General features: G+C 52.4%; 11 protein-coding genes. 2 read left to right on the top strand and 9 right to left on the bottom strand.

The features are described 5' to 3' along the window. Nucleotides 1-55: 55 nt before the first annotated feature. From MHI43_RS06795 to MHI43_RS06770, 6 genes are all read right to left on the bottom strand, one after another. The gene (locus MHI43_RS06795) at nucleotides 56-2,488 is read right to left on the bottom strand and encodes a PAS domain S-box protein (protein WP_036662456.1); all 2,433 of its coding nucleotides are present in this window, start codon (nucleotides 2,486-2,488) and stop codon (nucleotides 56-58) included. A 404-nt stretch (nucleotides 2,489-2,892) separates the two neighbouring features. Beyond that, complete coding sequence (locus MHI43_RS06790) at nucleotides 2,893-3,693, bottom strand: ABC transporter ATP-binding protein (RefSeq protein WP_009591620.1); 801 nt, start codon at nucleotides 3,691-3,693, stop codon at nucleotides 2,893-2,895. Next, a complete protein-coding gene (locus MHI43_RS06785; RefSeq protein WP_036662454.1) occupies nucleotides 3,680-4,690 on the bottom strand; it encodes an ABC transporter ATP-binding protein in 1,011 nt (336 codons plus the stop codon). The genes MHI43_RS06790 and MHI43_RS06785 overlap by 14 nt, the downstream gene beginning before the upstream one ends. A 7-nt stretch (nucleotides 4,691-4,697) precedes the next feature. Next, on the bottom strand, nucleotides 4,698-5,534 hold the full coding sequence (locus MHI43_RS06780) for an ABC transporter permease (RefSeq protein ID WP_009591588.1): 837 nt from the start codon (nucleotides 5,532-5,534) through the stop codon (nucleotides 4,698-4,700). 1 nt (nucleotide 5,535) lies between these two features. Continuing rightward, complete coding sequence (locus tag MHI43_RS06775; protein ID WP_085981266.1) at nucleotides 5,536-6,546, bottom strand: ABC transporter permease; 1,011 nt, start codon at nucleotides 6,544-6,546, stop codon at nucleotides 5,536-5,538. A 103-nt stretch (nucleotides 6,547-6,649) separates the two neighbouring features. Further along, nucleotides 6,650-8,473 (bottom strand): ABC transporter substrate-binding protein, encoded by a 1,824-nt coding sequence (locus tag MHI43_RS06770; protein WP_015733867.1) that lies wholly within the window; start codon nucleotides 8,471-8,473, stop codon nucleotides 6,650-6,652. A 246-nt stretch (nucleotides 8,474-8,719) separates the two neighbouring features. Here MHI43_RS06770 and MHI43_RS06765 point away from each other — a divergent pair, with 246 nt between their 5' ends. Then, nucleotides 8,720-9,973 carry a HAMP domain-containing sensor histidine kinase gene (locus MHI43_RS06765; protein ID WP_228468782.1) on the top strand — a complete coding sequence of 418 codons (1,254 nt, stop codon included), beginning with the start codon at nucleotides 8,720-8,722 and terminating at the stop codon, nucleotides 9,971-9,973. Nucleotides 9,974-10,041: 68 nt separating this feature from the next. Here MHI43_RS06765 and MHI43_RS06760 read toward each other — a convergent pair whose 3' ends face one another. Both MHI43_RS06760 and MHI43_RS06755 read right to left on the bottom strand, forming a co-directional pair. Next, nucleotides 10,042-10,386 carry a hypothetical protein gene (locus MHI43_RS06760; protein ID WP_036662450.1) on the bottom strand — a complete coding sequence of 115 codons (345 nt, stop codon included), beginning with the start codon at nucleotides 10,384-10,386 and terminating at the stop codon, nucleotides 10,042-10,044. A gap of 173 nt (nucleotides 10,387-10,559) precedes the next feature. Beyond that, entirely contained in the window at nucleotides 10,560-11,858 is a 1,299-nt protein-coding gene (locus MHI43_RS06755; protein WP_015733864.1) for an alpha-glucosidase/alpha-galactosidase, read from the bottom strand. Nucleotides 11,859-12,049: 191 nt separating this feature from the next. Here MHI43_RS06755 and MHI43_RS06750 point away from each other — a divergent pair, with 191 nt between their 5' ends. Beyond that, entirely contained in the window at nucleotides 12,050-12,934 is an 885-nt protein-coding gene (locus MHI43_RS06750) for an AraC family transcriptional regulator (protein WP_015733863.1), read from the top strand. A gap of 72 nt (nucleotides 12,935-13,006) precedes the next feature. On the opposite strand, the gene pepT is transcribed toward MHI43_RS06750, so the two are convergent. Continuing rightward, nucleotides 13,007-14,239 (bottom strand): peptidase T, encoded by a 1,233-nt coding sequence (pepT, locus tag MHI43_RS06745; protein WP_015733862.1) that lies wholly within the window; start codon nucleotides 14,237-14,239, stop codon nucleotides 13,007-13,009. Between the last annotated feature and the right edge of the window lie 31 nt (nucleotides 14,240-14,270).

Here is a 14,270-nt window from a genome sequence, read left to right as displayed (position 1 = left end):
CCCTCATGACTCCTTTAGTCTGGTATCTTGTTTGCTGCTTTGCCGGTATTCATGCTTACTTTGCCGTTATCGATATATAGACAGCCAGCCCCCCGCTCTCCGATGAGTCGAACTGGATTTTGCCGTTCATGCTTCTCACCCTTTCCTTCATGCCGCCGATTCCCATACTGTTGAATTGATCCGGCTTCTGGCTGGGATCGATTCCGACTCCGTTATCTTCATAACTCAGATTGACCTCATCCGACTGGGTGGACAAACGAAGCTTTACCTCCGTCGCATTGGAATGCTTCGTGGCATTCGCCAGCAGCTCCTGAACGATCCTGTACAACCCGATCAAGTGGTCGTCACTGATATCATCAACGAAGTTCGAGCAGTCGAACTGTATGGAGTAATTGGTGCGGAGCTGGGTGAATTCAAACAATGCCTCAAGCGAACGTTCCAGCCCCTCTTCCTTCAGCAGCGGAGGGCGAAGCTCATTGCACGTGATTCGGATCTGATAGATGACATCCAGAAGCCCCTGCTCAATCTCCTCCAGCTGTGGACGCAGATGTTCCGGCAGATCAAGATCCGATGTAATCTGATTCAATTTCCTGTACCAGATAATCTGTTCCTGGAGCGCGGCATCGTGAAGATCCTGGGACAGTCGCTTCCGCTCATTCTCGGAGAGATGCAGCATCAGCCGCAGCAGCCAAAGGGGCATGATCTGCTGTGAGGATCCCAGCTTCTCCAGCTCCCTCGTCAAGTCCTCAATCACGCGAAAATTATCGTACAGGACGCTTGCATAGCGGGTAATCGTCTCCAGCCATATTTTCTTGGCCTGAATCATGAGCAGCGGAGCCTCGCCTGCGATGCAGACGATACTGCTGTCCCCGTTCATCTCCCCGATCTTGACGAAATATCCGTCGCACGTCTCAAACAGCTTGCAAAGCGGAATATGCTCGGGGCCGCATTTATGGATCGAGTGAAGCACCCTTTGCGGCAGCTCTTTGCTGCCGCCTTGAATCTTGATATGCAGGCTGTGGTGGTTGATCCGGATCAGGCTCACCCGGTCCGTTCCCAGCACTTTCCTGATCTCCTGCACGATCCGGGCGTTCAATTCGCTGATCTTCACCATCCCGAACAGATCCGAGGAGAATTGGTCCAGGCTCATCTGAAGCCTGAAATACCGGTCCTCGCTCTCCCGGACAAGGCGCTCTGCCGCAATCCGCTCGCGTTCGGCCTGCTTCTGTTCCGTTACATCCCGAATAATGGTAAGCGCCGTATTATCGCCTATATAAGGGATCGGCGTCGTGATGGCCTCGATATCGATGATCATTCCATCCAGCCGGACCAGCTTATTTCCCGCGAGCTCGGAGGTAGTCCCGCTTTTGTACACATGTTCAACCTCAGACGCCACGAACTCGAGCTGGTCGGAAGGAATCACGTCCTGGAAGGAGGTGCCGTCCAATTGCGCGATGTCCGTAATTCCCAATAAGGATAAGCCAGCGGGATTGGCATAAATGCAAGAAAAATCGGAGTGCAGGAACATCGCGACCGGTGCGATATCCAGAATGTGGCGGTTGATACGGTCGCTCTCCATCAGAGCCCTTTCCGCTGATTTACGGGCGGTAATATCCTCAAAGAAAATTTCAATGGCGTCCGATTCCTCGTCATACAGGGCCGTCGCCACGACATCGACCCGCTCTCCGTCCACCCTCTTTATGGATAACTCCTCGGGCACGACCCGCCTGCTGCGAATCAGCTGCGTAAGCCGTTTGCGTGCCCACTCCTCATAGGGATCTAACACCCAGTCCCAAGGATCGGTGCCCAGGATCTTGTCGGGTCCAGCGGCTCCAAGGATCCGAAGTCCGGCGGGATTCACGTACATCAGCTTGCGTTCTTTGCACACCGCGATGGCAATAGGCGATAATTCCACAAGGCGGCGATACCGGTTCATGCTTTCCTTGAGCGCCTGCTCCATCTTCTTGCATTCCGCCATATCATACAGCGCCTCTTCCATGCGGAATCGGGTGGTGATGTCAATGGCAATGCCATCGGTACGGACGATTTGCCCGGACTCATTCATCGTCGGAATCATTTTCACCTGAACCCAGCGTACGTCGCCCTCCGCGTGGAGGATGCGGTATTCGGTATGGACCGCCTCGCCTTGCCGAAGCTTGTCAACCAAGGTTCGGAACAGCGCCATATCCTCGGGATGAATCATCGTTTCCCAGGAGAGCCCGTCCGAGAAATCGCGATGCGAATAACCCGTGATTTTATGAAAAGCCAAGGATGTATTTCGTATGGTCCTGGTGCCGACATCGTATGACCAAATCCCGACATCCAGCGCAAGCAGCATATCGTCAAGCATGCGGAACCTGCTCTCGGCCATGTCCAAGGCCCGATGGCTTAACTTCCGCTGATAACCACATCTGTATAAGATAATCAAGAAAAGAATCGTCATGGCGGCCAACACCAAAACGGTTGCCCCCAAGAAGTAGCTGTGCATGATGTTTGATAGTCTCCTTATGAAGCATACACGCAAGCCACGACAGGGGCTTTGCGTTATGCCGAATGCAGGCTGCGGGACGAACCCAATGGCAGCCATATCATTTATCGGCAGATCCTTCACAAATGCGAAGATCAGGGACCAAGAAATTTTATGTCACGTTTCTGAGTGTCATATCTGCGAAAATATACGAAGCGCCAGTGGTCCTATGCATGTGCATGCCCTAAGTGAAAATGGTCAATCGACGTACATGCCAAGATGACAGACTACGTATCAAAGGGAGTTTTATTGCGTATCCAGGAGGGTAAACCTGTGGAGATACTCCCGTTTCTTGTCTCTTGCCGAAATAAAAGCTCGAAGCCGTTTCTCGCTTCGAGCTTTCCATAAGCTTTCCATAGCTAACCTTATGCCAAATCCCACTCGGAATGGATCTTGGGCACATCCGATATCAGCTGCTGCGTATACGGATGCTGCGGGTTCAGGATAACCTCTTCCGCCGGTCCGCGCTCCACGACTTTCCCCTGTTCCATAATATACAGCGTATCGCTTACATAATAAGCAAGCCCTACGTCATGGGTTATAAAAATAATCGTCATGTTATTCTCATCCCGCAGCTTCAAGAGCATATCAAGGATCGTGGACCGCGAGCACGCATCGACCATGGAGGTCGGTTCATCCGCAATAAGCAGCTTCGGATGAAGCATGAAAATCCGGGCGATCATCAAACGCTGCATCTGCCCGCCGGACAATTCGAACGGATATTTATTGTGCAGCTCTTCGAATTTTAGATTGACGAAGGAACACGCTTCCTTCATCTTGCGGAATTGCTCCTCCTTCGTCAGTTTATCTCCCTGCAGCTTAATGCAGTCGAGCAGCAGCTTCTCCACTTTGTAGAACAGGTTGAACGAAGAGAACGGGTCCTGGAAAATCGCCTGAATGTTCTTCCAATAGCGCTTGCGGTCCCCATGCCGCTTCAGCCGTCTCGGCTTGCCCATATATTCAATCGTCCCGCTGCTCTCTTTCAGCAAGCCCATGATCATTTTTGCCAGCGTTGTCTTGCCGCTTCCGCTCTCGCCGACAATCGATATGATTTCGCCTTCATGAAAGGTAAAGCTGACATCCTCCACGGCGGTTGTCTTCTGCTTCCCGTATCCGAACACCTTCGTGAGGTGCTCTCCCCGAATCAGTACGTCATTCCCCTTCATTCGCATACCACTCCTTAAGCACATCAGGCTCCACGATGCACCGATAGATTCGATACCCCACGGTCCGGCTCGTTATCTTGCCCTTCCGGCAGGCATCCTGCACATAGGAGCAGCGGTCGGCGAACCGGCAGCCCTCCGGCACGTTCTTCAGATTGGGCGGGGTCCCCGGAATGGCGGCAAGCTTATGGCCCTTCATGCCTTCCTCGGGCACGATGATGGAGCCCATCAGCTTTTTCGTATAAGGATGGATCGGGTCAAATATCATTTGCTCTGCGGTTCCCCGCTCCACGATTTCCCCCGCGTACATGACGATGATGTCATCCGTTACATGATAGAGCAGCGGCAGCTCGTGCGTGATGAAGACAAGGGATTGGATAAAGCCGCGGTCCAGCAGTCTCTTCAGCAGCTTGATTACCGCTTTCTGCGAGGTTACGTCCAGAGCCGAGGTCGGTTCGTCCGCAATCAGCACTTTCGGATTCAGAATGGTGGAAATCGCGATGACCGTTCTCTGCTTCATGCCCCCCGACAGCTCGTTCGGATAGGAGTTCAGCACCTTGGTCGACAAATTCAAGGTCTCGAACCGCTCCGCCGCCATATCCCACACCTGCTTCTTGTTCAGCTCGGGGCGGTGCTCCTTCATGATATCCTCGATGAATCGAATGATTTTGAGCGTTGGATTCAGGGCATTCATGGCCGCTTGCGGAATATACGATATCTCTCTTCCCGACACCCGGGAACGAAGCTGTTCCTTGCCGAGCTTCATAATGTCCGTGCCGTTGATGACAATCGAGCCGCTGCCGAAATGCAGCGGCGGAAAATAGAATCCCATCAGGCTGAGGGCAAGGGTCGATTTGCCGCAGCCGGATTCGCCGGCAATGCCAAGCGTCTTCCCCTTCTCGAGCGAGAAGCTCACGCCGTCTACGGCATATACATGCTCCTTCAGCCGGGTACGGTAAAAGGTTTTCAATTCGTTAACTTCCAGTATATTTGTGCTCAAGGCCCCATCAGCTCCTAATCTTCGGATTGAATATTTCATCCATGCCGGTGTTCATCATGTACAAGGAGAAGGTGATGATGGCGATGGAAATCGCCGCCGGGATAAAGGCCCACCAGGCCCCGGCAACCGGCGCTTCGAAGACGAGCGCCCAATTCATGATGATGCCGAGGGAAATCGTGTTGTAAGGGCCGAGTCCCAGCATCGAGATGGAAGCCTCGGAGAGAATGCCCGATGCCGTCTGCAGCACGAAAGCCATCACGACATAGGAGGCGATGTACGGCAAAATCTCCGAGACAATGATGCGCGGCGTGCTGTACCCGGATATTTTCGCGATGTTCACGTGATCCCGGTTTCGCAAAGAGGAGGTTTGCGCCCTTACGGCCCTGGCCGTCCAGGGCCAGCTGGTAATGCCGATGATGACCGCCGTGACAAACGAGCTGCGCGAATCGATGCTGACCGAGATCAAAATCAGGATGACAAAGGAAGGAATCACGATGAAGATGTTGGTGATCGCGGTCAGCAGATTATCGATCATGCCTCCGATATAACCCGAGGCTAAACCGATCACAAGGCCGATAACGGTAGCAAATACGCCGGCAATCAGCCCCACCTGCAGGGAGGTCCGTATGCCGTAGATCAATTCAAGAAATAAATCCCTGCCGAAGTTATCCGACCCCAGCAGCAGCTTCGAGTCCGGCGGTTGATATGCCAGCGCGATCATCTCCAGCGGGTCATTGCGGTTAAAGAGCGGGTAAATCAGCACCATGCCGATCATGGCCAGCAGCATGCAGGCTCCGAACATAAACTTCGGCGATTTGATCAATATGCGAAAGGAACTGTTCATATTATTGATCCTCCATCTGAGCGGCCTTGATTCTCGGATCGATCCAGCCGTAGATTAAGTCAATCGTAAAGTTGGCCAGCAGCACAGCCAGGGCGATCAAGAGGGTGCAGCCCGAAATTAACGGATAATCGAGCTGACGGATCGCCGTGAACATCCAGGTTCCGATTCCCGGATAACTGAATACGATCTCGCAGATCAGAGAGCCGCCCACCATCGTGCCGATGGATAACGCCAGTCCCGTTATCTGGGGCAGCATGGCATTCCGGAATACATATTTCGCGATCTTGGAATCCCGTATCCCGAGCAGCTTGCTGTACAGCACATAATCCGAATTCAGCTCATAGATGGACATCTCCCGCATGCCGATGGCTTGACCGCCGATGGTTACCAGCACGATCGACAGGAACGGAAGCGTGTGATGCCGGAGCACCGAAGCGAAGAATTCAAAGCTGAGCGTCGGCACCATCTGATAGTCGTAGCCTCCATGCAGCGGAAACCAGTTCAGGGACAGCGCGAACACGTACAGCATAATGATGGCCAGCGTGAAGAACGGAATGGAATTCACGAATAAAGCCACCGGAAAAATCACTTTATCGAACACGCCCTTGCGGTATGCCGCAACGGCGCCCAGCACGTTGCCGATGATCCAGCCAACCAGGATGGCCGGAAGCTGGAGACCGATCGTCCACGGCACTGCCGAGGCCAAAATCTCCGTGACCGGTTTCGGATACAGCCCGAACGAAGTGCCCAGGTTGCCGGTCGCCAAATTTTTCAGATAGATGAAGAATTGTTCCCATAAAGGCTTGTCGATGCCGAACTCCACGAGAAAGGTCTCATAGACCCGCTTGATCGTATCGCTGTCGGTCATCCCCTGCGTCATCTCGGACACGATCATGCTGACCGGATTCCCCTCAATCATCCGGGGCAACAGAAAGTTCAGCGTAACGGCGATTACCAGCGTCAGAAAATACCAGAAGAACTTCTTGACGATATATTTTCCGTAAACACTCAAGCAGCTCACCCCCATGAATCGCACCTTCGAATTTGGTGGAAAAGAGACCTATATCAGGGGTGCTAATCCACCAATACAGGTCTTCGTTCATTGAGTTATATCCTCAGTTATGAATCTGATACAGCGACTTGATGCCGGCCCCGTCCATTGAAATTTGAGGAGGGATGTTGCTGCCGTCCCCTTCGGTCGGGAAGCCCTTCCAGACCGATTCATTAACCGTATCGAATACCCATGGACGATACATGAGCGGAATCGACGGAATATCCTTCAACCAGATTTGGGTCAATTCGGTGTAGAGCGCTTTCAATTCGGCTTCGTCCGAAATGGTAGGAATCTTCTCGATGATGGCATCCGCCTGATCGTTCTTGTATCGGCCCCAGTTGTAGAATGCCATTTCGCCCATTGGCGCAACGCCTTTGGAGTACATGATGGTCATGGCGCGGTTCCACGGCTGGCTCGGGCTGACTCCGCCCGCAGGCGTGTTCATGATAATATCGAACTTGCCGGTCTGAAGATCATTGGTCCATACCGGCGCTTCCGGGAATTTGGTCCGAATCTCGATGCCGATCGCTTTCGCGTTCTGGGCGACGATCTCAAGCGCCGCGTTCCAATCCGACCAGCCGTACGGACATTCAATCTCAAACGGACCGAGTCGGGTACCGTTCAGAACGCGGATGCCGTCTTTCCCTTTCGCGGCGCCGATGGAATCAAGCAGCGCATTGGCCGCCTCCACGTCCGTTGTCCACTGGAGCGGTTTGATGGCCGCCTGGTCCACATATTTCGCTTCGGCCTCCGTATTGAGCGTCAATGACGGCTCCATCGGAGCGGAGTAGCCGCTGATGGCCAGCTCCGAGATTTTGCCGTAGTCAATTGCCATGGCAATCGCTCTGCGAACATCCGCATTGTCGAGCCCTTCCTTTGTCATGTTGAAGAAAATCGACGGCATGGAGCCCGGCACATAATAAGGCGCCTCTTTGATATAGGTTTTGACCGGAGCCCCGCCCTCCCACATTTTCCATACCTGCGGAATAAACTGCTGCGATACGTCGACTTGGCCGCTCTTGAACGCCAGATCGCCCGCGGCATTATCTTTATAGATGACATGCGTGATGTACTTTGGAGCCGGCAGCTTGCCAAAGAGCTTCTGGCCCCAATAGTTATCGTCCCGTATAATCGTGATTTTCTGGTCATTGTAAAAATACATTTTATAAGGGCCTGTTCCGACCGGGTCCTCGTTGACTTCCTTCCGAATGGCGGCAAGGTCGTTATTGGCTTTCTTCTCGACCTCTTCCCAGACATGTTTAGGCAGCATCGGCATGATCTCAATGCTGTCGAGCACCGTCAACTTGTTCGGATTGTCTTTATTGAGTTTGATGTTCACCGTCTGCGGTCCGTCTGCCGTTACGTCCTCGATGTACGTCCAGAAGCTGCTCCAGTTGATGTCATACTTTTTACCAAGTTGGTAGGTATAGACGACATCGTCGGAGGTGAACGGCTTGCCGTCGCTCCATTTGGCATCCTGGTTCAGCTCGATCCGCAAGTTGAGATCGTCGGTCCATTCGTACTTGGTCCCAAGCAGCGGCTCTAACTCGCCTGTGAGCTGGTTGACCATAAACAACGTTTCATACACCAGTTCCCTCGAATTTCCGTAGTTGATCGGAAACGCCGGGTTTCCGCTAAGCAGGTTGAAATTCGTGGGCGCTCCCCATTGCAAGCCGTTCACGTAAAGCGTTTCGTTTCTCGGCGTTGCTTTCGCATCGCCCTGCGGTGCCGGTTCTTCGCTTCCTCCGGGCGTCTTAACTCCTTCATTAGGCGGCGGTGTTTCTGATGCTGTCGGCGGCGGCGTTACGCTTTGGCACCCCGCGACAAAAAAAGACGCGGCCAGCAATAGAATGAACATGGGTCTCAGAACGGTTTTCAGCTTCACTTGTGAACCCTCCCATTCATGGAAATGTGTTCTCACTTAAGTGCTGAGTATCCGAGTCGAACATCGGTTGTCTGCAAGCGCTTTCTTGATGAATTTATATGTACCTCGTTTCGATCTGAGTACGAATTATTTTTTTTGTCATTTTTATTCAAGCCTCAAGGATTTTTCCATTTGACGTCGAACTTGAATGGACATGGTAATCTAGCGGACGATCCGATACTCTTCAAAGGGGTGGGCCTACTGCCTGTGATCAAAGATGTTTTGCTGCAGCTGTTGTTTGCATTGATGCCTTTTGTTGCATACAACATCTATTACAGAAAACTGACAGTCAACTATTCCCGTAATTTCATCATTGTCATTTGTTCGCTGTGCATGCTGCTGTCCATGACCTTTGCTTCGTCTGTCCAAAGCGGTCTGATCTTTGACGTACGGTATGTCATTATGTTCTTCGGCATGCTGTTCGGAGGGTTCCTGACAGGGGCAATTCTGCTCGTGGAATTTCTAATCTACAGATTGTACATTGGCGGATCCGGCACGATCGACGCCATTATAATCTTGATCTTTACGTTCCCGCTGTCCGTTCTGCTGTCATTCCTGTATCACCGAAGCAAACACAAATTATGGATCATTTTTATAGCCGGCATCAGCTTCTCGGTCCTTCCGCTCCTGGTACTCTATATAACCAAGCCTGACTACATCATGAATTACTTTGTTTTTAATATTTTAGCCATGCCGGTTCATAACTCGCTCGGGATATGGCTTCTCGTGACCCTGTTTAACAAGTCCGTATCCGACAAGGAGCTTTATCTGCGGTATATCCAGAATGAAAAAGCCGAAGCCGTGAATCATGTCGCCGCCTCCCTTGCCCATGAGGTCCGCAATCCGCTGACCACCGTGCTAGGGTTCCTGCAATTGATCAAAAGCGGCACGTTCCCTCCGGAAAAGACCGAACGATTCCTAGAAATCAGCATGGAGGAAATTCGCCGAACCGAACAGATCTTGTCCGAATACCTCTCGATCAGCAAGCCTCACTTGCCGTTTCAGCAGCGAATCGAGCTTACCGCCCAAATCAAGTCCGTCGTTGAGCTTATGACTTCATATGCCAATATGAGCAACGTCACCCTCAGCACGGACTCTCCCCAGTCGAATCTCTACATTTCGGGGAGTCCTGCAGAGCTCAAGCAACTGCTGGTCAACTTTATTAAGAATGCGATCGAGGCGTGCAAAGACGTCGACAACGGCATGGTCAACATTACCGTCTATGAAGAAACGGACCAGGTGGCCGTGGAAATCAAGGACAACGGGATCGGCATGACACCCGAGCAGCTAAGCCGTCTCGGTTCGATCTACTATTCCACCAAAATGAGCGGCACCGGGCTTGGGCTCACCTTCTCCTATCAAGCCATCCGCGCCATGAACGGAAGCGTCTCGGTACGAAGCTCGCCAAGATCGGGAACCGTGTTTCTCATCACGCTCCCGCGCGCGAAACTGAACCCGTAAGCGATGACGCACGAGGTCCGTTTTACGAAAAAGAGAGACGTCTTTCGCAGTGAAAGAGCGTCTCTCTTTTATTGGGCTTGCAGCATAATTTCTTTGGCCTCAAAACTTCTGTTGTTTTTGCTTATGTTCAACGGCTTTTTTAACGTGATGCGGATAAGATCGCCTTCCTTTAGCTCATCCAGCGTGATAGCTCCTCCTCCACTTGCCTTCAGGGAAGTCGATTCGGTGACCAGCACCTCACAGTGGTACCCCTCATCCGTGTGATTCTTCCGGTTACGATTCACTTCGTCGGAGCAATCCACGGCAATCCTGTCGTTTTCCAGCGAATAAACCGCGGACTCGAACACCGTTACATCACGGGTACATCCTGCCGTAAACAGGAACAGCAGGCACATAAACAGCCTCAGCTTCATACCGCAAACCTCCATATACCTGCTTAAGCAGTTTTCATTAACATAGAGTGACAGGCAAAACGAGTCATCATTAGGTTTAGTGTAACATCGGCCCATCCATTGCGCTTCAAAAAAAAGCAAGGAGCGGGGAGGATCCCCTGCTCCTTGCGTTACTTTCGTTCACCCATTCTTCCTTACTGGTATTTAGGAAGCCAGTCTCCGTGCGCTTCGATCAAGTCGTCGCACAGGCTCTTGATGTCATCCATGGACAATTCGGCAGCCGTATGCGGATCCAGCATCGCCGCATGATAGATATGCTCCTTCTTGCCGGTTGCCGCGGCTTCCAGCGTCAGCAGCTGGGTGTTGATATTGGTGCGGTTCAGCGCGGCACACTGCGGAGGCAGATCGCCAACATAGGTCGGCGTCACGCCGCTGGCATCGACCAGACACGGAACCTCGACGCAGGCTTCCTTCGGAAGGTTCGTGATCAGTCCCGTATTCATCACATTGCCGCCGATTTTGAACGGAACATTGGTCTCGATCGCTTCTAAAATGTAGGATGCGTATTCATGGGAGCGGTTGTGCGTCAGATCCTGGTTGTTGACCAGATCCTCGCGCATTGCCTTCCATCCCTCGATTTGGTTCACGCAGCGACGTGGATATTCATCCAGCGGGATGTTAAAGCGCTCGATCAGCTCCGGATAGTTGCGCTTGATGAAATACGGATGGTATTCGGCGTTATGCTCGGACGATTCGGTAATGTAGTAACCGAAGTTCAGCATCATCTCGAGACGGACCATATCATGGTGCTTCTCCTTCTGCTTCTCCGCCGCACGCTTCTTGATTTCCGGATACAGGTCCACGCCGTCCTTCGTTACCTCAAGCAGCCATGCCATATGGTTGATGCCGGCGATTTTGGCCTGCACGCCTTCCTTGTCTATTCCCAAATTATCGAACAGATGCGGGATGCATGCCTGAACGCTGTGGCACAGACCTACGGTTTGCACGCCGCCCAGCGTGTTCATGGCATTGGTCAGCACTGCCATTGGATTCGTATAGTTGAGGAACAAGGCGTTCGGACAAACCTCCCGCATATCAGCCGCGAAATCCAGCATGACCGGGATGGTGCGGAGGTTGCGGAATATTCCGCCGATTCCCACGGTGTCCGCTATCGTCTGTCTTAGCCCGTATTTCTTCGGAACCTCGAAGTCCGTGATCGTGCACGGGTCATAGCCTCCAACCTGAATCGCGTTAATGACGTATTTTGCTCCGCGAAGCGCTTCCTTGCGGTCGCCGTATGATTTTACGACACAGGTGCTGCCGCTGGTTTTCTTTATGTTATTCAGCATGTTTTCCGAGTCTTTCAAACGAACGGGGTCAATATCAAACAAAGCAAGTTCAAATCCCTGCAAAGCCGGCGTCTGCATGCAATCACCCAGGACGTTTTTGGCAAATACGGTACTTCCTGCTCCGATGAATGTAATCTTAGACATCAATAAATGCCCTCCTTAAACTCCATAAATTAATACGCTTTCACATGACTAACTATAAGATAATCGGCCTTTTTTGAATATGGAGCAAAACAAGTGCCATATGGACATTTGTCGTGCGATTATGTAATCTAACTCTATCTCATATCCGCTCAATGATCGATTTCGCACACGTTTAAGGAGGAGCCAAAAAGATGTCCATTTTGCCGGACCACACCCTTTATACGATTGGCATGAACCCTTCGCCCGGCGGTCATGACCTGAACATTCTGTTCAGCGGCGAAGGCATGCCCGTACCCCGCCACAAAATCGGGCCCATCATCCATGATTACTGCCTTATTCACACTGTCCTGACAGGCCAAGGCGTGTTCGAATGCGCTGGCACGGTGCATCACTGCCGGGCAGGCGATACCTTCGTGATCCTTCCCGGCGTTCTGTTCAGCTATGAAGCGGACGACCGGAATCCCTGGCACTACAACTGGGTGGCTCTGCAGGAGAAAGGCACCAACCTGCTGCTGGCTGATATGGGCGTTACACCCGTCAGGCCGATTATCCGCTGCACGGAAGAAACCGAACTGAACGACCTGGCCGAGATGTACCGTCATCTGCGTCTCGGGTTTAACCAATCGGATCACCCTTGGCTGGAGGATCTTCAGGCATCCGGGTGGCTCCGATTGCTGCTCCATAAGCTGGCCATGTTAAACCGCGAGCATCTACCGTCGAGCTCCAATGACGTGCCGGATATTGAGCGGGGCGTGAGACAGACGGAGCGCTGGATTTCGACCCAATATCACCAGCAGCTGTCCATAGATCAGATGGCGAAGGCACTCGGCTATCACCGGGCCCATCTGTCCAAGATGTTCAAACAGCATACGGGCCTTTCGCCCATGCAGTACCTCATGAAGGTACGCATCGAGAAGGCCAAAGCACTCATGAGATCGTCCTTCTCCATCCATGAAATTGCCTCCTCCGTCGGTTTCAACGACGCTCTCTATTTCTCCAAGCAGTTCCGCAAATGGACAGGCATGACCCCCAGCGAATATAAGTACAGCCTGGAAAAAAGCTCGAATAAAACATGATCCTGATATGAAAAGAGCTCCCGGCATGAATGCCGGGAGCTCTTCTATAAATAACACCAACTGCCTTTTAACTTATGCCTGCGCCTCATACAGCTGGACAATCTCGATAATCGTCTGGACGGCCAGTACCATATTGTCGGCGGACACGTATTCATATCGTCCGTGATAGTTCTCCCCGCCCGTAAAAATGTTCGGTGTCGGCAGGCCCATGTACGACAGTTGGGAACCGTCGGTCCCCCCGCGGATCGGTTCGATGATCGGCTTGATTCCCAGCTTCTCCATCGCGGTCTGCGCGATGTCGACCACTTCTTTGACCGGCTCGATTTTCTCCCGCATATTGTAATATTGGTCTTTCATCTGAAGCACGATCCGCTCGGCTCCATACTTGTCCTGAAGCTCTTCGACGATGGAAGCCAGCTTGGCCTTCCTGCCTTCGAACAGCTCCCGGTCATGGTCGCGGATAATATAACGAAGCTCTGTCACCTCCACATCGCCTTCGATGGAAGTGAGATGAAAGAAGCCTTCATACCCCTCGGTATGTTCAGGCGCTTCTTCCGAAGGGAGCATGCCGTTCAGCTCCATGGCGATTTTCGCCGCGTTGACCATTTTGCCCTTGGCCGTTCCGGGGTGGACATTCTTGCCTTTGCAAGTCACGAGCGCGGCCGCCGCATTAAAGCTTTCGTATTGCAGTTCTCCCAGCGGCCCCCCATCCATCGTATACGCGTATTTGGCGCCAAAGGCCTCCACGTCGAATTTATGCGGTCCTCGACCGATCTCTTCGTCGGGCGTGAAGGCCACGCGGATTTTGCCGTGCTTCAGCTCCGGATGCTGGATCAGGTAATTCATCGCCGTCATGATCTCTGCAATGCCCGCTTTATCGTCGGCGCCCAGCAGCGTTGTGCCGTCCGTTGTCACGAGCGTATGTCCTTTGTAACCGCTCAGCTCCGGAAAATCTTGCGGGGAGAGGATCACGTTCTGCGCTTGATTCAAAACGATGTCTTGTCCGTCATATTGTTCGACGATCCGCGGTTTGACGCCGGCACCCTTAAAATCGGTCGCCGTATCGATATGTGCCAAAAAGCCGATGGTCGGGACGGGTTTATCCGTGTTAGCCGGAAGCGTGGCCATCACATAACCGTTCTCATCCATGGTGACTTCCTGCATGCCGATGCCCTTCAGCTCGTCCACCAGCAGCCGGCCCAGCGTCAGCTGCCCCGGGGTAGAAGGGCAAGTGTGGCTGTTCTCGTCGGATTGCGTATCCATCTGCGCATAGGTAATGAGTCTGTCGATTACTTCTTTTTTCATAAATTCTCAACTCCAATACGTATGGTATGTA

The sequence above is a fragment of the Paenibacillus sp. FSL H8-0457 genome (assembly GCF_038051935.1).
Taxonomy (GTDB): Bacteria; Bacillota; Bacilli; order Paenibacillales; family Paenibacillaceae; genus Paenibacillus_AQ; species Paenibacillus_AQ lautus_A.
Note: the sequence above shows the minus strand (reverse complement) of the source record. Positions and strands in the feature narration are given on the sequence as shown.

Coding starts and splice junctions, on each gene's coding strand:
- MHI43_RS06795 (WP_036662456.1), bottom strand. CDS start 2,488: ATGCACAGCTACTTCTTGGGGGCAACCGTTTTGGTGTTGGCCGCCATG.
- MHI43_RS06790 (WP_009591620.1), bottom strand. CDS start 3,693: ATGAAGGGGAATGACGTACTGATTCGGGGAGAGCACCTCACGAAGGTG.
- MHI43_RS06780 (WP_009591588.1), bottom strand. CDS start 5,534: ATGAACAGTTCCTTTCGCATATTGATCAAATCGCCGAAGTTTATGTTC.
- MHI43_RS06760 (WP_036662450.1), bottom strand. CDS start 10,386: ATGAAGCTGAGGCTGTTTATGTGCCTGCTGTTCCTGTTTACGGCAGGA.
- MHI43_RS06755 (WP_015733864.1), bottom strand. CDS start 11,858: ATGTCTAAGATTACATTCATCGGAGCAGGAAGTACCGTATTTGCCAAA.
- MHI43_RS06750 (WP_015733863.1), top strand. CDS start 12,050: ATGTCCATTTTGCCGGACCACACCCTTTATACGATTGGCATGAACCCT.
- pepT (WP_015733862.1), bottom strand. CDS start 14,239: ATGAAAAAAGAAGTAATCGACAGACTCATTACCTATGCGCAGATGGAT.